The 21762-nt window shown below is 69.5% G+C and carries 22 protein-coding genes; 10 read left to right on the top strand and 12 right to left on the bottom strand.

Features of this window, described 5'->3' with window-relative positions:
* Positions 1-17 precede the first annotated feature (17 nt).
* The 7 genes from Pla163_RS17770 (at position 18) to fliN (ending at position 5582) form a co-directional block, all read left to right on the top strand.
* Positions 18-773: a hypothetical protein gene (locus Pla163_RS17770; RefSeq protein ID WP_145191839.1), complete on the top strand. Its 756-nt coding sequence runs from the start codon at positions 18-20 to the stop codon at positions 771-773.
* 232 nt (positions 774-1005) lie between these two features.
* A complete protein-coding gene (locus Pla163_RS17775; RefSeq protein ID WP_145191843.1) occupies positions 1006-1773 on the top strand; it encodes a motility protein A in 768 nt (255 codons plus the stop codon).
* A 2-nt stretch (positions 1774-1775) separates the two neighbouring features.
* Positions 1776-2636, top strand: a complete 861-nt coding sequence (locus tag Pla163_RS17780; RefSeq protein WP_145191846.1) for an OmpA/MotB family protein — start codon at positions 1776-1778, stop codon at positions 2634-2636.
* The gene (locus Pla163_RS17785; RefSeq protein WP_145191849.1) at positions 2636-3328 is read left to right on the top strand and encodes an OmpA/MotB family protein; all 693 of its coding nucleotides are present in this window, start codon (positions 2636-2638) and stop codon (positions 3326-3328) included. Before Pla163_RS17780 ends, Pla163_RS17785 begins: the two co-directional genes overlap by 1 nt.
* A 6-nt stretch (positions 3329-3334) precedes the next feature.
* Positions 3335-4114 (top strand): flagellar basal body-associated FliL family protein, encoded by a 780-nt coding sequence (locus tag Pla163_RS17790; RefSeq protein WP_145191851.1) that lies wholly within the window; start codon positions 3335-3337, stop codon positions 4112-4114.
* A 31-nt stretch (positions 4115-4145) separates the two neighbouring features.
* Positions 4146-5222, top strand: coding sequence for a FliM/FliN family flagellar motor switch protein (locus Pla163_RS17795; RefSeq protein WP_145191855.1), 1077 nt, complete (start codon positions 4146-4148; stop codon positions 5220-5222).
* A 3-nt stretch (positions 5223-5225) separates the two neighbouring features.
* Positions 5226-5582, top strand: a complete 357-nt coding sequence (gene fliN / locus Pla163_RS17800) for a flagellar motor switch protein FliN (protein ID WP_145191858.1) — start codon at positions 5226-5228, stop codon at positions 5580-5582.
* Between the two features lie 30 nt (positions 5583-5612).
* On the opposite strand, the gene Pla163_RS17805 is transcribed toward fliN, so the two are convergent.
* From Pla163_RS17805 to Pla163_RS17830, 6 genes are all read right to left on the bottom strand, one after another.
* Positions 5613-6938 (bottom strand): type II toxin-antitoxin system HipA family toxin, encoded by a 1326-nt coding sequence (locus Pla163_RS17805; protein WP_145191861.1) that lies wholly within the window; start codon positions 6936-6938, stop codon positions 5613-5615.
* Positions 6935-7360 (bottom strand): helix-turn-helix transcriptional regulator, encoded by a 426-nt coding sequence (locus Pla163_RS17810; protein ID WP_419186106.1) that lies wholly within the window; start codon positions 7358-7360, stop codon positions 6935-6937. Before Pla163_RS17810 ends, Pla163_RS17805 begins: the two co-directional genes overlap by 4 nt.
* Positions 7361-7439: 79 nt before the next feature.
* Positions 7440-8735 carry an ABC transporter permease gene (locus Pla163_RS17815; RefSeq protein WP_145191864.1) on the bottom strand — a complete coding sequence of 432 codons (1296 nt, stop codon included), beginning with the start codon at positions 8733-8735 and terminating at the stop codon, positions 7440-7442.
* Positions 8732-9694, bottom strand: coding sequence for an ABC transporter ATP-binding protein (locus tag Pla163_RS17820; RefSeq protein ID WP_145191867.1), 963 nt, complete (start codon positions 9692-9694; stop codon positions 8732-8734). The genes Pla163_RS17815 and Pla163_RS17820 overlap by 4 nt, the downstream gene beginning before the upstream one ends.
* 54 nt (positions 9695-9748) lie before the next feature.
* Positions 9749-11377 (bottom strand): FG-GAP repeat protein, encoded by a 1629-nt coding sequence (locus Pla163_RS17825; protein WP_145191870.1) that lies wholly within the window; start codon positions 11375-11377, stop codon positions 9749-9751.
* A 272-nt stretch (positions 11378-11649) separates the two neighbouring features.
* Entirely contained in the window at positions 11650-12939 is a 1290-nt protein-coding gene (locus Pla163_RS17830; RefSeq protein ID WP_419186107.1) for an NAD(P)/FAD-dependent oxidoreductase, read from the bottom strand.
* Between the two features lie 300 nt (positions 12940-13239).
* Between Pla163_RS17830 and ispG the strand changes: the two genes are divergently transcribed.
* The 3 genes from ispG (at position 13240) to Pla163_RS17845 (ending at position 16096) form a co-directional block, all read left to right on the top strand.
* Positions 13240-14373, top strand: coding sequence for a (E)-4-hydroxy-3-methylbut-2-enyl-diphosphate synthase (ispG, locus tag Pla163_RS17835; RefSeq protein ID WP_145191876.1), 1134 nt, complete (start codon positions 13240-13242; stop codon positions 14371-14373).
* A gap of 382 nt (positions 14374-14755) precedes the next feature.
* The gene (locus Pla163_RS17840) at positions 14756-15169 is read left to right on the top strand and encodes a hypothetical protein (protein ID WP_145191879.1); all 414 of its coding nucleotides are present in this window, start codon (positions 14756-14758) and stop codon (positions 15167-15169) included.
* A 141-nt stretch (positions 15170-15310) separates the two neighbouring features.
* Positions 15311-16096 (top strand): hypothetical protein, encoded by a 786-nt coding sequence (locus Pla163_RS17845; protein WP_145191882.1) that lies wholly within the window; start codon positions 15311-15313, stop codon positions 16094-16096.
* Positions 16097-16111: 15 nt separating this feature from the next.
* On the opposite strand, the gene Pla163_RS17850 is transcribed toward Pla163_RS17845, so the two are convergent.
* From Pla163_RS17850 to Pla163_RS17875, 6 genes are all read right to left on the bottom strand, one after another.
* Positions 16112-16747: a hypothetical protein gene (locus Pla163_RS17850; RefSeq protein ID WP_145191885.1), complete on the bottom strand. Its 636-nt coding sequence runs from the start codon at positions 16745-16747 to the stop codon at positions 16112-16114.
* 141 nt (positions 16748-16888) lie between these two features.
* Positions 16889-18340, bottom strand: a complete 1452-nt coding sequence (locus Pla163_RS17855; RefSeq protein ID WP_145191888.1) for a vanadium-dependent haloperoxidase — start codon at positions 18338-18340, stop codon at positions 16889-16891.
* A 230-nt stretch (positions 18341-18570) separates the two neighbouring features.
* Positions 18571-19014 (bottom strand): SRPBCC family protein, encoded by a 444-nt coding sequence (locus Pla163_RS17860; protein ID WP_145191891.1) that lies wholly within the window; start codon positions 19012-19014, stop codon positions 18571-18573.
* A gap of 140 nt (positions 19015-19154) precedes the next feature.
* On the bottom strand, positions 19155-19799 hold the full coding sequence (locus Pla163_RS17865) for a DUF1579 family protein (protein WP_145191893.1): 645 nt from the start codon (positions 19797-19799) through the stop codon (positions 19155-19157).
* Complete coding sequence (locus Pla163_RS17870; protein WP_145191896.1) at positions 19796-20998, bottom strand: M56 family metallopeptidase; 1203 nt, start codon at positions 20996-20998, stop codon at positions 19796-19798. The genes Pla163_RS17865 and Pla163_RS17870 overlap by 4 nt, the downstream gene beginning before the upstream one ends.
* Positions 20995-21513: a BlaI/MecI/CopY family transcriptional regulator gene (locus Pla163_RS17875; RefSeq protein WP_419186108.1), complete on the bottom strand. Its 519-nt coding sequence runs from the start codon at positions 21511-21513 to the stop codon at positions 20995-20997. Before Pla163_RS17875 ends, Pla163_RS17870 begins: the two co-directional genes overlap by 4 nt.
* Positions 21514-21762 lie beyond the last annotated feature (249 nt).

Genomic DNA, 21762 nt, shown 5'->3' on the forward strand with positions numbered 1-21762 from the left:
GGTCCTCCACCAGCCCCATGATGAAACCCCTCGAACTCGGCCTGCTCGGAGTCGGCGGCCTGTCGCTCTTCTCCGTCTGCTTCGTCGGATTCGCCTCCGTGGCAGGCGTGCCCATGCACACGCTGCCCGTGATCGGCGGACTCTACGAAGCCCCGCCGGTGCACGAGGAAGAGCCGGAGCCGCTGGTCCAGGACCCGGACGATCCCGAGCAGATCGCGACGAACGAGCAGAAGCTGTCGAACCCGCAGCGCAAGATCATCGAGAACTCGGTGGCGTCGCTGGGCAGTTGGACGCTCCCGCCGCCGTTCGAGATGGAGGACCTGGGGCGCCTCGTGGACGAGCTGCGGACCGGTCGCGACGACCTGGACCGCCAGACCCAACTGCTCGACTCGCGCGAGGAGCAGATCGCCGAGGAACTCGACAGCCTCAGCAAGCGCAGCACCCAGCTGGACGAGCTGCGGCGCGACCTCGAGGAGCGCGAGGCCCAGCTGGCCCGCAAGACCGAGGAGTTCGAGCGCCTGGCCGAGGACCTGAACCGCACGGACCTGTTGCGCGACGACGACGCCGAGAAGGAACTGCTGCGTCAGTCCCTCTTCTTCGCCGAGGGCGAGATCGACGAGGCCGCGAAGCGCTTGGCGTCGTTCGACGCCGAAGAAGCGGCACTGATCCTCCACAAGCTCACGGACAGCAACCGCGCCGTCGCGATCCTCAACGCGCTGCCGGAGACCGCGTGGAAGGAGTACATGACCGCGTACAGCCGCGCGGCGAACTGAGCGCGGTGCGCGTGCGCCGACTCGGCGCCCGCGACGTGGGTGAGCGCGGGTGCACGAACTCGCGTACGGAAGAGATTTCCTAGAACGCCGCCCGGAGCGCCCGCGATCAGGAACGCGAGCAAGGCGCGCGATCGAGCGTCAAGCGGCCATGCAGGACGTCCGATAGCACGAGCACGCGGACGCCCCACGGCCGCGCCCGCCCCCGCCTTCCCCCGCGGCTCGTCTCCACCCCATGGACATCCTGACCATCGCCGGCACGCTCCTCGTGTGCGGCCTCCTCGGCTTCTCCATCGCCACCGGCAACGGTGGTCTGATGCTGTTCGTCGACGTTCCGTCGATGATGATCGTCTTCGGGGGAACGATGGGCGTGTTCATGATGAACTACACCGGGGCGGAGTGCAAAGCGCTCATCTCGGTGTTCATGCGCACCGTCATGTTCAAGATGAGCGGTCCGACCGAGGAGATCGCTCGCATCGTCGACTACGCCACGCTCGCGCGGAAGGAAGGCCTGCTCGCGCTGGAAGCGAAGCTGCAGGAGGTCGACGACAAGTTCTTCGCCAAAGGCGTCCAACTCGTGATCGACGGCTTCCCGGCCGAAACGGTGCGCGACATCATGGAGCTCGAGGCCGAGTGGCAGAAACAACGCCACTCGACGGGCAAGAAGATGCTCGACCAACTCGGCGCCTATGCGCCGGCGTTCGGAATGATCGGCACGCTCGTGGGTCTGATCCAGATGCTCAGCGCGCTGGACGACCCGTCGAAGATCGGCGGTGGCATGTCCACGGCTCTGCTCACGACGCTCTACGGCGCTCTGCTCGCGAACGTCATCTGCATCCCGCTCTCCGGCAAGCTCGATGTGCGTGCGAAGGAGGAGTCGTTGCTCCGCGAACTGATGATCGAAGGCATCACCGCCATCCAGGCCGGTGACGGACCGCAGATCATCAAGGAGAAGCTCAAGACGTTCGTCGCTCCCGGTTCGCGCGAGGCTGTCGAGGCCTGACCATGACCGCTCCGGACGACAAGGGCGAACTCCGCGAGGAGAAGAAGCAGCCCGCGAAGAAGAAGGGTGCAGCGGGCCCTCCGCCGCCGCCCAAGGAGAAGCGTGCGAAGGAACCCGAGCCCGAACCGCCCGGCGCGCCCGAGTGGGTCGTCACGTTCACGGACATGATCTCGCTGCTCGTCACGTTCTTCGTGCTGCTGATGACGTTCTCGAGCATGCGCGAGTACGACCTGATCAGGGTCCGCGGGATCCTGCAGATGGGTCGCGGAGTGATCGACGATCAGGAGGGCGACCGCGTCGTCGAGGCGCCGGTGGACGACGTGATGTCCAACACCGACCCGATCGAAGGCTCGCAGGATCCGTCCGTCCGGACCCACGACGAGGATCCGAGCGACACCGTTCGCACCAAGCGCGAGCACGAGAAGATGCGCGACCTGTCGGACATCGCCGACGGCATCTTGATCCAGTGGGGTCCGGAGGCATCGTTCGCCGCGGGCAGCACGCGCCCGAACAGGGCACTGCACGAAGCGCTGCTCGACGTGGCGAAGACGCTGCTGCCGTACGACCACGTGATCGTCGTCGAAGGGCACGCCGCGCCCGACCACGTGGCGACGCCGCTCCATCCCGACGCGTTCTCGATCTCGCTCGCGCGCGCCGAAGCCTGCGCCGACATCCTGATCGACGAGGCCGGGATCGACCCGGCCCGGGTCCAGGTCGCGGCCTACGCCGCCACGCGCGCGAAGGCTCTCAACGACACGCCGGCCGGCCGGAACCACAACCGCCGCGTCGAGCTGCGTCTGCTCTCACCGCCGCGCGACCGCGCCATCTTCGCCGGGAGGGGGTCCGAGGACCCGATCCGCTGATGGGCAAGAAGAGCAACAGCGTGGACGACGGCAAGGCCAAGGTGCCCGGTTGGATGGTCTCGTTCGGCGACATGATGACGCTGATCCTGACCTTCTTCATCCTGCTGGTCTCCATGTCGAAGGAGCGTCAGGTCGGACTCGTCGCCCAGGGCGTCGGCTCGTTCATCGTGCACATGGAGTCGATGGGCCTGAACGGGATCATGGGCGCGTCCGAGCGCGACCGGATCTTCAACGAGGTCCGGATCAAATTCCAACTGCCGCCCGAGAAGGACCCGAGCAAGTCCAGCTCGCCCGACGAGGGCGCCACGATGGACGTCCTGAACGCCGATCGCGTCGAGGACCTCGCGCCCAACGACTCGTTGCTCCAGCCGGCCATCGCGATCTTCGCGCTCGGTTCCGTGCAACTCGATTCGAACGCGAAGCGCTATCTCGACCAGCTCGCTCCGACCCTGCGTCCCGGCGACGGTCAGGTGCTCGTCCTCGAGGGCCACGCTTTCGAGAACGAGCCCACACCCCTCTCTCGCACCGAACTCGGCCTGCGCCGCGCGCTGGCCGTACAGACCTACCTCGTCGAACGACACGGATTCCGCAGTGCACGGGTCGAACCGCGCACGTGGCTCCTGTCCCGAGACTCCTCCGATTCCGACCGCGCCCCCGTGGACGCGCGGCTGATCCTCCCCGCCTCACGCTGACCTGCCATGGCCACCAAGAAGGAAACGCCCGAAGAAGCCGAAGCCGAGGTCGAGGCCAACGCCTCGCCCAAGAAGAAGAAGCTGATGATCTTCGGCGGCGGAAGCGCCGGCGTGATCGCAGCGGCCTTCATCGCCGCGACGTTGGCCGCTCCGTCGAAGCGTGAGTACAAGGTCTTCGAAGGTCCGTGGGTCGCGAGCATCAGCCCCGACAACATCCAGACCAACCTCAAGGGCGAGAACCACAAGCGCTTCCTGGTCTTCGCCGCGGAGGCGTACTTCGAGGCCTACGACGAGCAGTACGCCGCGGCGCGCGTGCAGGACCCGGCGTACCTCTCGCTGGTCAAGGACGTGATCCTCCAGGTCTCGTCGCGACGGACCGTGGACGAGGTCAACTCGGAGGTCGGCAAGGCGGCCTTCCGCGAGGACCTGCGTCAGTCGATCGACCCGTTCCTCTTCCCCGTCCAGATCGGCAAGACGTCGACGCCGGCCGACCGCGAGTCCGAGAGTGGGCTGAAGATGGGGATCTCGGCGATCCGCTCGAACTTCAGGACGCCGCTCTACGACGGGAAGCTCTACCTCGACGTCCCCGCGGGGACCGTGCGCCTCGGTCGCGGGCAGCCGACCCGCTTCGACGGGACCGAGAAGGACCTCCGCGTCGAGGACGAGCACGGCCGCTACGTGTTCCTGGACGTCTCCCGCCTCACGGACGGTTTCGAGGGCGAGGTGATGATCGGAGTCCACGGAAAGACCCGCGAGATCCTCCTGACGCACTGGACCACTCAGTGATCCTGGCCCGACGGCCGAACAACCCTTTCGAGTGAGCACGAACCTCTCATCCGAGGAGCTCCGAGCCCTGGCCGCATCCGGCGGGGGCGACGGAGCGACGGTGGCCGCGGTCTCCCAGTGGGATCGCGGGCGCGTCCACCGTCTGTCCAGCGACGACGTGGCGGAAGCCCGGCGTCGCATCGGGCGTTCGTTGCCGAAGATCGAGAGCCTCTTCGCCGAGCTGGCCGGCCTGCGGGCCGAGGTGCGGCTCGGCGCCTGCCACGAGGTCGACGCCGAAGGCCTGCTCGACGACGTCGAGGACCCGCCCGCACTGGTGTGCTTCCGCGTCGGCGGTCAGCCGGGCTGGTGTCTGTGGGACAACCCGATCGCGATCGCGACGATCGAGGACGTGCTCGGCGGCGCGCCTCCTCCCCCGGAGTCGGACGACGAGGAGGACGACGACGAGAAGGCCGAGGCCGATTCGGACGACGACGAGGACGAGGACGACGGAGAACCTGCGGAGCCCGCTCCGCCGCCCTTCGACCCCGAGCTGTACCGCCGCGCGCTGACGCCCATGGAGCGACGCGTGCTGGTGCGCGTCCTGCGCATCGCGATCGACGAGGTCGCCAGCGTCGTGGGCGTCGACGTCACCGAGTACGCCGCCGTCTCGATGCTGAAGTACGCGCCGACCTGGCGCGAGTCGATCGGCGCCCGACCCGATCCGCACCGTCTCGCGGTCGAGCTCGTGCTCGAGACCGAACGCGGCGAGACGGCCCTCGCGATCCACCTGCCGATGGCGGGAGCGCGGCGCTCGCTCACGGCCGACGTCTCCGTGGCCGCCGACGTGCCCGAAGGCGTCGAGGTCCCCGAGCACCTCGACGCGATCCCCGTCCAGCTGCAGGCCGAGTTGGGCACGGCCGAGCTGACGCTGAACGACCTGATCGGCCTCGAACCCGGCGACGTCATCCCGATCGATGCCGCCATCGGCGACCCCATTCACCTGCGCGCCGACGGAGTCACGTTCGCGCTGGGACGACTCGGCACCCACCGCGGGCACGTGGCGATCCGACTGGACCGCGACGCCCGGTCCGAGCACAAGCGAACGCCCCCGACGGCCGAAACCAACTGAGCCATGAGCGAATCCACCGAACGCGAGACCGACATCGAGAAGCAGATCGACGACGCCACCGATGCCGTCGTGGTGCAGACCCGTGCCCTCGACGAGCTCGAGCCGTCGACCGGTGACGCGGCCGGCATGGGACTCGGCCACTTCATGGACGTGCCGGTGCAGATCACCGTCGAGGTGGGCCGCACGCGGATGACGCTGGCCGACCTGGTGCGCCTCGGCCCGGGGTCGCTCGTGACCCTCGATCGCGAGTCGCACGAACCCGCCGACGTCCTGGTGAACGGCAAGGTCGTCGCCCACGGCGAGATCGTCACGATCAAGGAGAGCTACGGCATCCGGATCACGAAAGTGGTCCGCAACTGATCGCGGCGAGCGCCGGCGGACGGTCCGGGCTCAGGCGTCGAATCGCAAACGCAGCGAGGCGCCGATCGCCGATCTGCGCGGTTCCTCGACTCCCGCTCGGGCCGCGAACTCCGGCCAGCGCGCGACGGCGTCGATGACCTCCGCCAGGATCGCGCGCCCCCGACCGCGCAGCATCGCAGCCGTGCGTTCGACCGCGTCGAAGTCCGCCAGCGTGAACCCGTCGCGCTTGCCAGCGAGGCTCATCTGGTGGCGCGACGTCCACGCGCCGTCGGGGTTGTAGCTGAAGGTCAGGTCGAACGCGGGCGCCAGCGACCAGGTCCCGGACCGGTCCATCAGGAACGCGACGTTCTTCACGTGGTCGTCCTGGTTGCGTGCGACGACGTTGAAGCACATGCGCCGGTAGAACTCCTCGATCGTGTCCATGCCGAGCCCGAGCCGACGGATCACGGCCAGGGCCTGTTCGTAGGAGTGGGCGCCCGCCGCGTTCAGGTCGAAGTGCGCGAGCGCGGCCAGCGACTGCAGGTGCAGCTTCTGGCCGTCACCCGGTCGATCGAAGCGGCGCGTCATGAAGTGTCGACGACCGTGCTCCTCGAACAGCCGGCACTCGGCCATCGCGATCCCGGCGGCGCGCGCCATCAGCGAGTAGGCGTACTCGATCGCGCCGTAGCCGAGCGGGTCGTGCAGGTCGCGATCGCGGTTGTTCGAGATGCCGTCGAACTTGAGCAACCAGTGTTCGAACCCGGCGGGCGCCGAAGCGAGCTGCCCCGAGCGCACTTCGTTCGTACTCGGGTTCCAGGCGATCACGGCCTTGGCGCGTGCCCCGCCGGCCGACGCACCGACGCGCAGGATCTCGCGCAGGGCCGCTTCGCGCTCCGCTCCGTCGAACGACACCGCCAGGCCGTCGCGCGCGCGCAGGACGTCGGAGGCCAGTTCGACGAGCGCCGCGATCTCGATCTCCGTCGTCTCCTCGGCGTGCGGGCCGCGCGTGGGTCGGAACTCGAGCGCCCCGGTGCCGCGCGCGCCGGTGTAGCAGAGGCGTTCGACGGCGTCGATCTCGCCCGGCAGACGGCCCTGGGTCGCGAGCCAACGGTCGATCACCGCGTTGCCGAACGCGTCGGGCAGCGCGTCGGCCAACAGGCCCGGAAGACCGTGGAAGCTCGCGCGCGGCAAGCCGTCGAAGCGCCACACCGTTCCCCCGTCCGGCCGCCCGGCGAGCGGCATCATCAGCGGCGCGAGCTCGATCCCGCTGCGCCGGAACGCGGGCTCGTACTCGAACGCCGCGACACCGTCGGAGCCGTCGACGGAGACGGCGCCGATCGCGCGCCCCCACAGGCGGACCTCGGCGACGGTCGTCACGACGCGGGCTCCTCGGTACCGCCTTCGCTCGCCCCCGTTCCGTCACCCGCACCGCCGGCTTCGTCGCCCCAGTGCCACGCGTCGGCGCCGTCTCCGTCGTCGGCGTTCGCGCGGCGGCGACCGACGCGGCGGCGTTCGGCGTCGGCCGCGCGCAGACGCTCGAGCGGGCTCGGCTCCGGATCGGGCACGAGCCCGTCCAACCGTCCGAGCAGACCCAGCGCCCGCAGCACGCGGACGAAGTTCAGAAGCTGCGTCGACCCACCCGACTCGAGGCGTTCGACGGTGCGCTTCGACACGCCCGCCTCGTGCGCCAACTCGGCCTGGGTCAGGTCGAGCCGCCGCCGCTGGCGCGCGAGGCGCTCGCCCAGACGCGCCAGCGCGGCGTCGTCGGTGGGCAGATGGGGCTCCATGGAAGTCGTCACTTCTCGCGAATTATCGTCCAGAGTAGGCTTTTTCTCGCCACTTTCGACGAATCCTGGCCACGCCCGGGCCAGCGAGCCCTCAGACGGTCTCCCAGCGCCGGGCGAGTCGGCGGGCGAGAACCAGCAGCAGCCCGGTCGCTCCGACGAGGACCCCCACCGGCAGCGCCACGGAGCCCAGAAGGTCCGCCATCGAGCCGTCCGGGTCGCGCTGCCACAACACGGCGAGGAAGCCGTCGAGCGCCCAGCCGTTGAAGGTGAAGCTCGAGAGCGTGTTCATGATCGCCGGCATGATGAACCGCGGAACCATGCTGCCGCCGACCGCGCTCATGACCAGGATCACGACGGTCGACAGGCCGCTGAGTTGCGCGCGCGTGCGGCAGGCGGCGGCGAGGAACAGCGCGAAGGCGGACGCAGCGGCGGCGGTCACGAGACCCACGACGGACACGCCGACCAGGACCTGCGCGTTCAGAAGATCGAGGCCGAAGACGAGCCACGCGAAGACGAACATCAGCGCCAACTGCGCGAAGCCGAGCAGGGCGAAGAACAGCCAGTGCCCGAGCAGGACGGGGCCGATTCCGACGCCGCTCATCAACAGACGCTCGAGCGTGCCGCGCTCCTCCTCCTCGAGCAGCGCGCCGGCCGCACCGGTCATCGAGAACAGGAGGAACATCACGCCGATCGCCGCGGCGTAGTAGTCGACGATCGACGGGCCGGACTCGCCGTCGTCGCGTTCGGTGGCGGCCGTCGCGTCGATCGCGATCAACGCGCCCATGCCGCCCGCCGCCGCGCCGGTGTCCGCGCCACCGTCACGCTCGCCCTCGATCAGTGCGCTCAACGCGTCGAGCGCCGCACGCTGCTCCGCCGTCGCGCCGCCACCGAACTGCTCGAGCGCGTCGAAGCCCGACTCCATCAGGACGAGCGGCGCGGCCTGGAACGACGCCGCCTGCAGCAGGCCGTCGATCGTGAAGCGCGCCATCGGATTGGCGGCGTCGAACACGAGCCGCACCGCCGGAGGCGTCGAGCCGAAGTCGCCGAACGCGTCCTCGAAGCCGGCGGGTACGACGACGGCCGCGTCGGCATCGCCCTCGCGCACCAACACGACCGCGGCGTCGACGGTCTCGACCCCGTCGAGCCGATCCAGGGCCGCCGCTTCGAACAGTCCGTCGAGCAGCTTCGCGGAGAGTCCGCTCGCGTCCTCGTCGATCGCGACGACGCGCAGCGGCTTCAGATCGCCGCCGCCCGAACCCGCGGTGCCCCCGAAGATGAGCGCGAAGATCGTGAAGAACACGAGCGGGAGCACGAACGTGAGGAACAGCGCGCCGCGGTCGCGCACGAGCAGGCGCCAGTCGGCGCGGACGAGGGTGCGAAGAATCATCGGTCGCGCAGCTCCCGTCCGGTCAGGTGGATGAAGACGTCCTGCAGACTCGGTGGACGAACCTCGACGTCGACGACCTCGCCGCCGGCCGAGCGCACGCGTTCGAACAAGGCCGGCAGCTCGTCGGTCAGTCGCTCCAGTCGTGTACTCGCGCGCACGACCTCGCCGTTCGACGGTCCCGGCTCGAGGCCCAACGCCGCGACGTCGGTCACACCGCGCAGGGCGAGTTCCACGCGCCGCGCCGCCCCAAGCGTCTCGTCGACGATCCGATCGAGACTGCCGCGCGCGATGATCCGCCCGTGGTCGAGGATGGCGATCGAACCCGACACGTCCTGGGCCTCGTCGAGCTGGTGCGTGGTCAGGACCACGGCGGTTCCGCGCGCGCGCAGTTCGCCCAGCATCTCCCAGATGCGTGCGCGGCTCTGCGGATCGACGCCGACCGTCGGCTCGTCGAGCAGCACGAGGCGCGGCTCGTGCAACAGGCTGCACGCGATGTTGAGTCGGCGCTTCATACCGCCCGAGAACGCGTCGACCCGGTCGTCCGCGCGGTCGGCGAGACCGGTCCACTCGAGCGCTTCGTCGATCCGGCGGCCCAGCACGTCGCGCGACACGCCGGCGAGCGCGCCCCAGTGCTCGAGGTTCTCGCGCGCGCTGAACGCCGGGTGCAGCGCCACTTCCTGGGGCACGACGCCGAGCTGCGAGCGATCTCCGTTCGGCAGCGGCGCGACCGTCGCGCCGAACAGCGCGACCGCTCCGTCGTCGAGACGCACCCGTCCGGCCACCGCCTTGACGAGCGTCGTCTTGCCCGCTCCGTTGGGTCCGAGCAGCGCGACCCACTCGCCCGGCGCGACGCAGAGGTCGACGCCGTCGAGGGCCGCGCGCTCCGCGAACCGCTTGCGTGCGCTTCGAACCTCGAGTGCCGGTCGATCGGCTCCGGTGGATGCGGCAGCTGTCTGCATGCCGCCCAGCCTACGAACTGGGCGCGCGCGGCGATTCCGCGGAGACGGCGCCCTTCAGGGAACCAGCGTCAGCGGAACCGCATTGCTCACGTCTTCGAAGACGAGCGTGAACGGGTCGTAGACGAGGTAGGCGTGGTGCAACGTGAGGCCCGCGAGCGACGCCGCCAGACCGAACGGAACCACGAACGAGCGCACGGAGACACCGTCCTGGTCGAGCAGACCGACGGAGCCCACCAGCGGCGGCTTGCCCGGGCTGTACACCGTGGACAGTCCGTACGAGTCGACGTTGAGCGGCACCAGGAGGCCGGGCGCGAGCAGCACGCCGGGATCGGTTCCGGACGCCGAGCCCACGATCCAGTGGAACTTGAAGGCCAGGTCGCTGCCGCCGAGGAGCAGGAAGTCCTGCTGCGCTCCGCCGCTGATCCCGAGGTGCGTCCGACCGTGCAGCAGCATCCCGCGGCGCAGCGCGAAGGCCGAACCGGTCTCGGCGCCGAGGTCGCTGAAGCGCGGCGCGCCGATCAGGATCGTGTCGTCGTCGAGGTCGACGCAGGAGGCGTACTGGTCGGGCGGCAGGCCGGTGCGCTCGTCGGGTTCGATGTTCGCGAGCAACCGCCAGCCACCGAGCGAGGGCGACTCGAGGTAGAGCACGGCGCGGCCCTCGATCGAGGACGTGCCGGGTCCGCCCAGGATCGCGGTGTCGCCGTGCAGCGCGACCGTGTCGCCGACGCGCGTCTGGCTGACTTCAGGAACCGCGACGATCGTGTCGGCGAGCGGCCAGGAACCGTCGCCGCGCTCGTAGATGAACGCGCGTCCGCCGGCCGTCGTGGCGGGATCGCCGACGATCAGACGGTCGCCGTCGAGATCGAGGTCGCTGCCGAAGTACTGCGCGCCGGGGGCGAGCGGATCGGGCGAACCGATGATGCCCTCGAGCGCCAGGCGGTCGCCGTTGATGTGGTAGACGAAGATGCGCTCGATCCCGGCCTGCGCGGAGCTCGGTGCGTCCTGACCGATGACGAGGCGATCGCCCTGGATGTCGACCAGGCGACCGAAGCGACGGTTCGCACCGGGAGCGGGCGAGAGGATCTTGCGGATCTGCAGCCAGTCGCCGCTGGCTTGGCGCTCGAAGAGGTAGGCCGAGCCGGCCGAACCGACGCCGGACGGGTCGTCGCCGGGTGCGCCCACGACGGCGAGGTCACCGTCCATGGCGATCGCCGCGCCGAACTGGTCGCCGGTCGATCCGTCGAGCGCGGAGAAGCGATCGGTCTGGCTCCAACTGCCGTCGCCCTGGCGCACGAACTCGTACGCGGCGCCTTCGTCGAAGAAGGACACGTCGCGGCGAGGTGCGCCGACCACGAGGCGATCGCCGTCGAGGTCCACGGCGGTGCCGAACAGGTCGTTCGAGGCGATGTCCGTCGACTGGATCAGGTCCTCGAGCACCCAACCGGGTCCGCTCGGCGTGTAGAGGAACACGGCGCCGGACTGGGAGCCCGAGCCGTCGTGTTTCGGTGCGCCGACGGCCGAGCGACCTTGGGACGTGTCGACAGCGGCGCCGAACTCGTCGCCGTCGAGGAGCGTGGGCTCGGTCAGTCGCTGGTCCTCGACCACCGTCTGAGCCGCTGCGCCGCCGACGAGCGACGAGAACGGCACGAGGGCCACGAGGGCCAGGATTCGGTGGGAGTACATGGGGCGTTCCGTGGGCGACGGACCCGCTGCGTTCGTGGCGCGGGCCCGGGTCGACTCGGTGGTTCTCGGAAGGGCTTCCGCCGCCCGTGCGAGACCGGAGGCGAGTACCCAGTGCCCCAAGTATGTCCCGGCCCCGACGAACGGTCGGCCCAGGTCGCCGCCGGGGCGCCAAGTCGGGCGCTTCCGCCGTTTTGCGACTTCCTAGAGAGCCGGAATCGCGCCGAGCTCACGGGCCCGTGTGTGCCGCAACGCCAGCGACTCGCGCCCGCCGCCTACAGGTACGCGTCGCCCGACCAGTCGCCTTCGCTCGGCACGCGACCCGGAGCGAAGTACTCGGGGTCGAAGGACGAGACCGGCTCGCCGCCGAGCATCTGCGCCATGCCCTCGCCCACCGACGGGGCCAGCTTGAAGCCGTGGTCGGCGAAACCGCCGGCCACGTACAGACCCTCGTAGCCGGGCACCGGACCGATGAGCGCGCGCCCGTCCTGCGTGAGCGGGAACCAGGACACGATCTGCTCGAGCACCGGCTGGTCGGCGTACATCGGCAAGCGGCGGCAGAGCTGCTCGCGAGCCCAGCGCGCGAGCTCCGGGTCGGGCTTCGCGTCCGGATCGGGTCCGTCGAAGATGTGCTCCTGGTCGTAGGCGATCGGCGCGACGCGCGTGCGGCGGCGAGCGAACTCGCAGCGCACGTAGAAGCCGTACTCGAGGTCGACGATCACCGGGTGCTCGGAACCGGGCGCGTGCTCGTCGTCGCCCGAGTACAGCATGTCGGCTGCCTGCTCGAGCGGGTCCTCGAGGTCGACCACGTAGGAGTCGCGGTCGTGGACGCGGCTGTCGACCTCTTCCTCGTCCGAGGGCAGGCCGACGAACAGCTGCTGCACGCGCGCCACGCGCACCGGCACGTGGATGCCGAAGCGCTCGAGGAAACTGCGCATCCAGGCGCCGGTGACGACGACGATCTGATCGCAGTCGTAGCGGCCCTCGGTGGTCTCGGCGCCGACGATGCGGCCGTCCTCGACGATCAGGTCCGTGATCGCGACACCCAGGCGCGTGACGGCGCCGCTGGTGCGCGCGAGGGCGGCGAACTCGCGCACGCACAGTTCCGCGTCGACGTAGCCGCCCTGGCTCTCCCAGGCCGCGATCGCGTCGTCGTGCACCTCGATGCCGGGCACGCGCGCGCGGATCTGCTCGGCGTCGAGCAGGACCGTCTCGATCCCGATCTTGTTGTGGCCCTCGATCGCCTCGTGGATCTTGCGCAGCGAGTCGGGGTTCGACGGACCGCCGAGGGTCAGAACGCCCGTGCGCCGGAACCCGACGCCGCGTCCCGTGCGACCTTCGAACGTCGAGTACTCGCGCATCGAGTCGCGGGCCATGGAAGCCACGACCGAGTCGCCGTAGTGCTGGCGCAGGATGCCGCCGGAACCACCGGAGGATCCGCCGCCGAGCTGGCCGCGCTCGAGGATGACGACCGGCGCCTTCAGGGCGTCGAGTTGGCGAGCGGCGTGCAGGGCGATGGAGGTGCCGACGACACCTCCGCCGATGATCAGGACCTTGGCTTTCACTGGTATTGGGGGGCGCGAGAGGCGCCGGACAGCATCCCACCACGCCGCCCCGCGCGATGGAAGAGGAGCGGTCGTGGAAGAGCGTCACGGCTGGGCCGATAGACTGCCGCTGGGCCGACGGTCCCGCCTTCCGGCGCCGGCCGGCGCGGCGCCGTTCGAGCGGATCCGGTCGAGCTGGCTCCGGTCGGGCCGTGGACGAGAACCTTCGCTCCCAGAGCCCGTCCGCCGCCCAACCGGCCGCGACCCGATGGACGGCCGATCCGCACGACCACCCTTCGCTCCACCCCGCACCGCCGACCGATGCTTCCCGCCCGCCGCACCCGCACCATCCGCGTCGCCGACCTCGAGATCGGTGGGGCTGCCCCCATCGCGGTCCAGTCCATGGCGGCGACCCGCACCCGCGACATCGAGGCGACCGTGCGGCAGGTCCAGCTCATCACCGCGGCCGGCGGCGACCTGGTGCGCGTGGCCGTGGACTCGAAGGCGGACGTGGAGGCCCTGGCCGAGGTGCGGCGGCGGACCGGCGCGCGCCTGTCGGTCGACCTGCAGGAGAACTACCGCCTGGCCGAGCTGGTCGCGCCCCACGTCGACAAGATCCGCTACAACCCCGGCCACCTGCACCACCACGAGAAGGACAAGTCGGTCGCGCAGAAGGTGGCGTACCTGGCCGGCATCGCGAAGCAGCACGACCTGGCCATCCGCGTCGGCGTGAACGCGGGCTCGCTCGATCCGGCGGTGGCCGCGCGTTTCGGGGACGACCACGTCGAGGCACTGATCACGAGCGCGGCGGAACACTGCGCCCTGCTCGACGACCTGGGATTCACGAACTACGTGGTGTCGATCAAGGACTCGGACCCGCGGCTCGTGATCGACGCGAACGTGCGTTTCGCCGAACGCCGTCCCGACGTGCCCATCCACCTGGGAGTGACCGAGGCCGGCATGCCGCCCGACGGCGTGATCAAGACGCGCATCGCCTTCGAGCAACTGGTCACCAAGGGCATCGGTGACACCCTGCGCGTGTCGTTGACCGTGCCCTTCGACGACAAGGGCACGGAGATCACCGTCGGACGTCAGATCCTCGCGGACATCGAGGCGGGACGGTTCCGTTCGGTTCCCGAAGGCTTCTTCGAGGGCCTGAACATCATCGCGTGCCCGAGCTGTAGCCGCGTCGAGAACGAGCGCTTCATCGAACTGGCCGAGCAGGTCAAGGAGATGACCGCCTACGCCAAGGAGCACGACGTCACGATCGCCGTCATGGGCTGCCGCGTGAACGGCCCCGGCGAGACCGACGACGCCGACCTCGGCCTGTGGTGCGGCCCGACCGTCGTGAACCTGAAGCGCGGCGAGGACGAGGTCGGCGCGTTCAGCTACGACGAGATCCTGGGGCGGCTGAAGAGCGAGTTGGATGGGTTGATCGGGATGCGCGCGGGTTGACAGCGTCGGTACGGCGTCAGGCACGCAAGTGCCACCTGCCGCGCCGAGACGCTGCGATTCGCAGCGTCGTCGGCGGCAGGTGGCACTTGCGTGCCTGACGCCGTACCGACGCTAGTCCCGACTCGTGTGCACGGGTCACGGCTCGATCAGTCAGACCCGACCACTGCCCATGCTGCGCAACCCGATATATGGGTAACAGATCTGTCCGGGTACATGGGTGACTCTGACCCTGTGTTGTGCAACCCGCCCCGGACCATTGACAGCCCCCCCCCAGGGTAGATCTGACTCCACTTGCTTGGTGAACCGCCCTTTACCGAGCAACCGCTCGCCGGGACCCGTGTGCCTGGGGGCTACCCATACCAGGGCTTGCCGGAACTACGACATGCGAATCAAACTTCCCGCGCTCGTCACCGCTACAGCCCTAGCAGTCGCAGCGGGCACCGCCGACGCCAGGTCCTGGGACGAAACGATCGTCCTCTACGATTGCGGATCCTCCCAGAGCTTTTCGCCCATTGGGCGGCTGAAGAGCTCGATCTTCAAGGCGACCGCAGACCTTCTCGGTAAGGATGCGACGGACATCGATTGGCACAAGGACCGAATCCGTGATCGACTGAGATCTGGCTTCAGCTGCAACATTGATGAATGCGACCTGCCGTACTCGCCCGAAGAGTGCATCCCCTACGTAGATGTCACGGACTGGGCATTCAGCTCTGGAGAGTGGAACGCGACGCACACCGCCTACACGATGACCTTCATCGGTGTCGTGTACACTCAGGGGTGCTCGAGCTGCGAATAGCCGCGTCACCCCTTCTAGCGAGAGTGACGAAGCCTCACTCTCGCTAGTCGCGCGCTAATGCAACCCAACTTCTCGGATCGGCGAATGGGTTCCGCGTCGATCCAAGGGCCCGATTTGAAGCCTCACCCTCGAGAGAAAGTCATGCCTTCGAAATCGACCACCCTCGTGTTGACGGTCCTAGCCATCGCACTCGGCCTAGGCCTCGCGTTCCAACCCTGGCGCGACACGGCGGATTCTCCAGATTCGATAGCGAATTCGAGCATGCCACGTCGTTCGAGCGCGGAGATCGACTTTGAGCCCCTCATGTTCGAGACCGAAGGGCCGAGGAGCTCCCCGAGCAGCACGGTGAACGACGGAAGCGGATCCACGGCTGAACGGCGCGACCCTCCCGAGATGTTGGCGGCCAACGACTCGAAGAGCGCGTACCCGCTACTCGGCCAGATCCTGAGTATCGAAGGGGAACGACTCGACAATCTCGAGCTTGCCGCCTTGCCACTCGCGGCCCTGATGGACCTGTCGAAACAGGTCGGCCGCGTTACCTCGGAGGAAGAGCGACGAATCCTCGACTCACTGCCGGACCCTGAGCTCTTCTACGTCTCACTGGAAGACGCACGGAGCCTATACCTGGCGAATCCATCGCGGTACTTCGTCGACATGCAGATCTACGAAAGTGCTGACGAGTATCGAACGCAATACCTCGACTTCACTCTGCACGTCACGGAACTCTTGATGGAGTCCCGTCGCCTGAGGGTCGAGATCGGCGCAACGACCGCGATCGAGGAGATGCTCAAGGGCGCCTCGACGCGGGCCGATGACGTGCCCTTGACGTGGACATACCAACGGTTCGGTCAGATATTGGTTGGGTGCGACGAGGCGGGCAACGAGGTTCGCCACTGCACGGTGCCGTGGTCCGGCGTTCCGTTCTGAGCAAGGACACCCGACCTACAACCCACTCGCGCGCAACAACACGTCCACGAAGCGCGCCTGGCCTTCCTCCGAACGGTCGACGACTCCCAATGCGAAGAGCAACTCGTCGGAGTCGTCGTGAGGCCAGATCGACCCACCGCGCCCGCCGCTCGCGGGAAGGCGGTCGCTACCCGCCGGAGCCTGCCCGCCCATGCCGCCGTCTCCGCCGACGATGTCGCCGCCGGTCCTTTGGGCATCGGGGTGAGGAGTGAGAGCCAGGGTGCGCACGACCACGGTGCCCCCATCGCCTCCGTCGCCGCCGCGCAGGAAGCCCTCGAGCGTGACGACGAGCGGGGCTTCAACGATCACGGCACCACCGTCCCCGGCGTCCGGCAATTCGTCGTCGCCGTCCGGACCACGGCCGCCGCTGATGGGCGCGTCGACCCAGACGACGCCGTTGTTCGCGATCGTGTAGGTCGAGCCGCGCTTGGGTCGCGGACCCGCGCTCGACGGGATCGGCGCGCCCGTGACGGCACCTTCGATGAACACGTCTCCGTCGATCTGGATGCGCACGCCGTCCGCCACGAACACGGTCAGGCCGGCCGGGACGCGCCAGGTGGAGAAGTGCTGGTCGGTGTCGATGGTGACGACCGGCTGGACGTGCGTGCCCACTGGTGAGTCGGGCGTGAACGGGCAGGGGGTGGATTGATCGGTACGGCGTCAGGCACGCAAGTGCCACCTGCCGCGCCGAGACGCTGCGATTCGCAGCGTCGTCGGCGGCAGGTGGCACTTGCGTGCCTGACGCCGTACCGATCAATCCACCGGGTACAGGTTGTCCCAGGTCCAGCCGGCGACCTGGCGGCCCTGGTCGATGCCGGAGTCGGCGTCGTAGTACCAGTGGATGCCGAGGTAGACGCGGCTCTGGCCGTTCTCGATCTCGGCGTCGCTGAAGCGCTGGAAGGTGCGCGGGACGTAGGGCCGGGGCAGGCCGTCCTGGCCGATCGTCGTTCCGTCGTACTCGTCGGACACGAAGGTGAACTCGAGCTCGTCGGTGCCGTAGAAGCGGCGCAGGGTCTCGAACAGCGCTCCGCCGAACGACGCGTGGCCGGAGGGGTAGGTCGGGAAGGGCGGCGTGAAGTTGTCGGCGGCCAGGTTGCTCGCGGGCGAGCCGAGCGGGGTGAACGTCGGATCGCCGGCCGTGCCCGGGTTGCCGTCGCCGAGACCGGTCGGACCGGTGCCCGGATCCGCCTCGCGGATACCGACGACGGGGCGCCAGTAGTCGTGGAAGAACTTGCTCTCCCAGCAGGCGATCGCCGTGTCGGCCAGCGCCACGTTCGCGATGGCGAGCAGGCGCAACAGCTCGTAGCCGTCCGTGCGCTGCTGGTCGGCCACCTGCACGATGATCTGGTTGTAGAGGCGCGGCGGCGCGCAGAGGCTCGGCGTCCCGTCGTAGGCCCAGAAGATGCCGACGAAGGTCTGGAAGTCGCTGCGCACGGTCGGCGTGGTCACGCCGTCGCCGCCCACTGCGCGGACTTCGGCGAACGCGAGCGCGTACTCGGGGCTGTCGATGCCGGGCGGGATCGGCGCGCGGAACTGGTCGGGAGCGGCGAGCAGCCACGGGTCGACGTCGCCCCAGTGCGCTCCCAGAGCCAGCGTGTCGCCGGTCGTCGGATCGGGGCGCCAGCGGCCGGGATCGTCGCTGCAGAAGAAGTCGACGCCGACGTGCGACTCGGCGTGGTTGGAACCGTCGGCGGCGCGCAGACCGAGCACGGCCAGCGCAGCGGCCTGACCGACGACGACGCCGCGATCGCGGACCGCGCCGGCGGGGATCGTCGCGAGCGTGTCGGCGAGCTCGGCGTCGAACAGGTGGGTCTGCGAGGGGAACAGGGCGGACAGGGTGTCGCGCGCAGCCTGGGCGATCGCGGCTTCGACCGACGCGGGTTCGTCCATCGTCGGCAGCACGAGGTAGCTCGCGTGACGCCGCTCGATCGCGTTGAGCGCCTCGAACATCGCGACGTGCGTCATGGCCATCGCCCGCGACGCGCGGCAGGGGCCGAGCTGATGCCCGAAGTCGTGCGCGGGGCCCTCGTTCGAGGGCGTGTGATCGAGCCCCGAGGCGTCGATCGCCACCGCGTTCCAGGCCTTCACGAACGACGCCGAGACGACCGGCGGTGCGTCGGCTCCGTCGCGGCAGGACGGGAGCAGGGCGACCAGGAGGACGGGGAGGAAGCGAGCGCGGGCGGGCGAGCGTCGGACGACCAGCATTGACGGGCGGGGCGGGGGGTCGGAGAAGGGATCGTCCTCAAACTATCCCGTCGGGCCCTCGCTGGCGGGCCCGACGTCTGAAAGTGCCCTTCGGTGGTGAAGCGAGCGTCTGTACGGGCTCTCGTGATCGGTACGGCGTCAGGCACGCAGCTGCCACCTGCCGCCAGAGTCGCTGCGATTCGCAGCGACGCCGGCGGCAGGTGGCAGCTGCGTGCCTGACGCCGTACCGATCACGACTCCACGTGGGCCTTGATCGCGTCCAGGTCCGCGGCGCACATGTCGCCCATCTTTTTCATGAACGGCCGCATGACGACGGACATCACCTTGGCGCCGAACGTCAGCGGCGTGCCCTCGAACACCATCTCGAGCTTCGTGCCGCCGCCGTCGGGTGTGAGCGTGAAGATCGAACGGTAGCGACAGCCGTGGCTCTGCGCGCCCAGCACGTAGCGGTTCGGCCGTTCGAACTCGATGAACTCCATCGTCTCGGTAGCATCGCGGCCGAACATCGTGCGCGTCTCGCGAAAGCGTGTGCCAAGACCGACGGGCCCGTCCGTCAGGACCTCGACGCGTTGGATCGCCGGGACCACGTCGGCCCAGATGTGGACGTCGGTACTGACGTCGAAGACCTTCTCGACGGGCGCGTCGATGGTGCGTGAAACGGTGAGGCTGGGCATGGGCGGTTCGCAGCTACGGGGAGGATCGGGGAAGTGATCGGTACGGCGTCAGGCACGCAGCTGCCACCTGCCGCCGGCGTCGCTGCGAATCGCAGCGACTCTGGCGGCAGGTGGCAGCTGCGTGCCTGACGCCGTACCGATCACTTGCGGACGTACGTGAACTCGAGGACCTTCGTGTTCGCCTCGCCGATCGCGAGGTCGTGCACCTCGAGCACGATCCTGTCGATCGACTTCCAGTCACCGGCCTCGTCGCGCGTGCCACCGAAGCGGTACACGTACTTGACCATCTTGTCGTGCTCGCCGGTGAGGTACTCGTCGAGCGTGCCGTACAGGATCAGCGCGTCCGCGTTCTGCGTGAGGTCTCCTTCCGCGCGGTTCAACGCCGTGTCCATGTCGCTGAACCCGGTCCAGACGAAGCTCATCTTCAACCGGTCGTAGCCGAACACGTGGAAGACGTTCCCTTCCGTCCCCATGACGGAGCCGCTCCAGTGACTCTCGAGCCAACGCCCGGGAACCTTCCACTGCGTGGTGGCCGTGCCGCGCTCGACGGGCGCATCGCTCCCCATCATCGTGAAGCGCGAGCCGACGTCCCAATCGCCGACGAGGAGTTCGAGGAAGCGGTGCTCGGGGCCGGGCTGGGTGTAGCGCGCGGCGGCGGCCATCATCTCGGCCACCTGTTCGGCGGTCGGGGCGTCCTGAGTTGCGGGCACGGACCGTTCGACGGCGACGGCGATCGAGGGGAGAGCGAGGGCCAAGGTGGCCACGAGAACGCGGAGGGGCTTCATCGAGTGAGTGGGTGGTTCGAGATCGTGGTGCGGGTCGGTCCGCCGGCGAGTGTCGACGGCGTCAGTGGTCGGGCGGCGCGGCGCTCGTGCGCGAGGAGTGCCAGCACCGCGTAGCGCTTGTTCAGGCAGCCTTCGAGTTCGCCGATCTGCTCGAACGCGACCGGCGGTGTGAACGGCGGAGGCTCGAATTCGGCCCGCGGACCGATGCAGGCCAACGCGCCCAGGAGCACGAGCGCGGCACACGGCCACTCGCGTCGGGGACGCGCGGCGGAGACTCGTGACTCGAGCACGCGCAGCCGCGCCACGAGCGAACTGCGCGGGTGCAGGAGGTTCGGAGGGACGAAGTGCGGAGGCCCGAGCCGCGCGGCGAGGCCCGCGTTCGCGTCGGCATCGGTCCCGTCGAACCCGGTCGCACCACCTCGCAGGCGCTGCGCCACGTGGTCGAGGAGCGCGTCGCGGTAGGCGGCGCGCCCGCCCAGGTCGCGCTCCGCCGCCCGTCGGTCGCAGTCGAACTCGGCCAGTTCCGCGAGGCGCCGCGCCGCCGCCCAGGCCGCGGGGTGGAACCAGAAGACGCAGGCCACGGCCAGCGCGACCAGTCGGCACCACGGATCGCGGCGGCGCAGGTGCGCGACCTCGTGCAGGAGCACCGACTCCAGCTGGCGCATCGCCGCGGGATCGTCGAAGCGCTTCGGGACGACGATCCAGGGCCGCACGAGTCCGATGCAGGCCGGTCCGTCCTGCGCGGCGACGAAGAGCGGCACCGGTCCGCGCACGCCGTGGGCAGCGAGCGCGCGTTCGAGCGCCGCGCACGCACCGACCGCTGCGGGGCGCCGCTCGAGCCGCGCCCAACGCCTCGCGGTGCGCGCGAGTCGGACGGCGAAGCACGCCGCCACCAGCGCGACGCCGACGAGCCAGAGCGCGGTGATGGCGACGGAGAACGAGTCGCCACTGCTCGACGGGGCCGCACCCGCCGCGATCCCGAAGGACGTTCCGTCGACTCCGGCCGCCGGCGCGCTCCACCCCACCGGCGATCCGACCCACGGCGGCAGGACCAATCGCGCGAGCACGGCCCACCACAGCGCGCTCGCGACGCGCGGGTTTCGCGCCCCGAAGAAGCGGTCCACGAGGGCGGCGACGACGGCCAGCCCGAGCGCGCCGGCACCGCACACCGTGATCCAGTCGATCTGGGCCGCGCTCACTCCACGCCCTCCGTCGCGCCGCCGTCGACACCGCCGTCGACACCACCATCGACACCACCATCGACACCACCATCGACACCACCATCGACACCACCATCGACACCGCCGTCGACATCGCCATCGACACCGCCGGACGCGCCCATGCTGCTCGAATCGCGCTCGGCCACCATCCGCTCGATCTCGGCGCGGTCCTCGGGTCCGAGCTCGTCGTCGGCGGCCAGCTGCTGCACCAACGAACCGACCCGGCCGCCGAAGGCCCGATCGACCAGCGAACGCAGGGCCGAGCGGCGCGCCTCGGCGGCGGACACGAGCGGCGTGAAGAGCAACCGGCGACCCTCGCGCTTCGAGCGCACCACGCCCTTCAGCTTCAGCCGCAGCAGCAGTGTCCGCACCGTGCTGTAGCTCCAGCGGCGGTCGGCGGACACGCGTTCGTGGACCTCGCGCGCCGACGCCGGATGCGCTTCCCAGACCGCCTGCATGACGGCCCATTCGCTGTCGTTGAGTTTCGGGGGCACGGGTCCGGGGAGGAGCGGTCGCGGGAGGTCCGAGGAGGCCGACGCGGCGGCGGGAGCGAGGGGCTCGGCCGAAGTGCGACAACTGTCACACTTCCACGCCACGGACGGTATCCCCACCCGAGCGCGGCCGCAAGGGACGACCCGCGACCGGTCTCTGCGGGTCACGGCCCGCCCGAAGGCTCCCGGCGCTCCGGCCCAGCAGGAAATCGCATTCATTTCCCACCCACCTTGGCGGCACTTGTCACCCTG

Source organism: Rohdeia mirabilis (genome assembly GCA_007750655.1).
Classification (GTDB): Bacteria; Planctomycetota; UBA1135; order UBA1135.

Excerpts from the sequence above, each read along its gene's own strand:
- Pla163_RS17865 (WP_145191893.1), bottom strand. The coding sequence starts at position 19,799 with ATGAAGCCCCTCCGCGTTCTCGTGGCCACCTTGGCCCTCGCTCTCCCC.
- Pla163_RS17785 (WP_145191849.1), top strand. The coding sequence starts at position 2,636 with ATGGGCAAGAAGAGCAACAGCGTGGACGACGGCAAGGCCAAGGTGCCC.
- Pla163_RS17855 (WP_145191888.1), bottom strand. The coding sequence starts at position 18,340 with ATGCTGGTCGTCCGACGCTCGCCCGCCCGCGCTCGCTTCCTCCCCGTC.
- Pla163_RS17780 (WP_145191846.1), top strand. The coding sequence starts at position 1,776 with ATGACCGCTCCGGACGACAAGGGCGAACTCCGCGAGGAGAAGAAGCAG.
- ispG (WP_145191876.1), top strand. The coding sequence starts at position 13,240 with ATGCTTCCCGCCCGCCGCACCCGCACCATCCGCGTCGCCGACCTCGAG.
- Pla163_RS17860 (WP_145191891.1), bottom strand. The coding sequence starts at position 19,014 with ATGCCCAGCCTCACCGTTTCACGCACCATCGACGCGCCCGTCGAGAAG.
- Pla163_RS17820 (WP_145191867.1), bottom strand. The coding sequence starts at position 9,694 with ATGCAGACAGCTGCCGCATCCACCGGAGCCGATCGACCGGCACTCGAG.
- Pla163_RS17845 (WP_145191882.1), top strand. The coding sequence starts at position 15,311 with ATGCCTTCGAAATCGACCACCCTCGTGTTGACGGTCCTAGCCATCGCA.
- Pla163_RS17815 (WP_145191864.1), bottom strand. The coding sequence starts at position 8,735 with ATGATTCTTCGCACCCTCGTCCGCGCCGACTGGCGCCTGCTCGTGCGC.
- Pla163_RS17840 (WP_145191879.1), top strand. The coding sequence starts at position 14,756 with ATGCGAATCAAACTTCCCGCGCTCGTCACCGCTACAGCCCTAGCAGTC.
- Pla163_RS17770 (WP_145191839.1), top strand. The coding sequence starts at position 18 with ATGATGAAACCCCTCGAACTCGGCCTGCTCGGAGTCGGCGGCCTGTCG.
- Pla163_RS17790 (WP_145191851.1), top strand. The coding sequence starts at position 3,335 with ATGGCCACCAAGAAGGAAACGCCCGAAGAAGCCGAAGCCGAGGTCGAG.
- fliN (WP_145191858.1), top strand. The coding sequence starts at position 5,226 with ATGAGCGAATCCACCGAACGCGAGACCGACATCGAGAAGCAGATCGAC.
- Pla163_RS17775 (WP_145191843.1), top strand. The coding sequence starts at position 1,006 with ATGGACATCCTGACCATCGCCGGCACGCTCCTCGTGTGCGGCCTCCTC.
- Pla163_RS17825 (WP_145191870.1), bottom strand. The coding sequence starts at position 11,377 with ATGTACTCCCACCGAATCCTGGCCCTCGTGGCCCTCGTGCCGTTCTCG.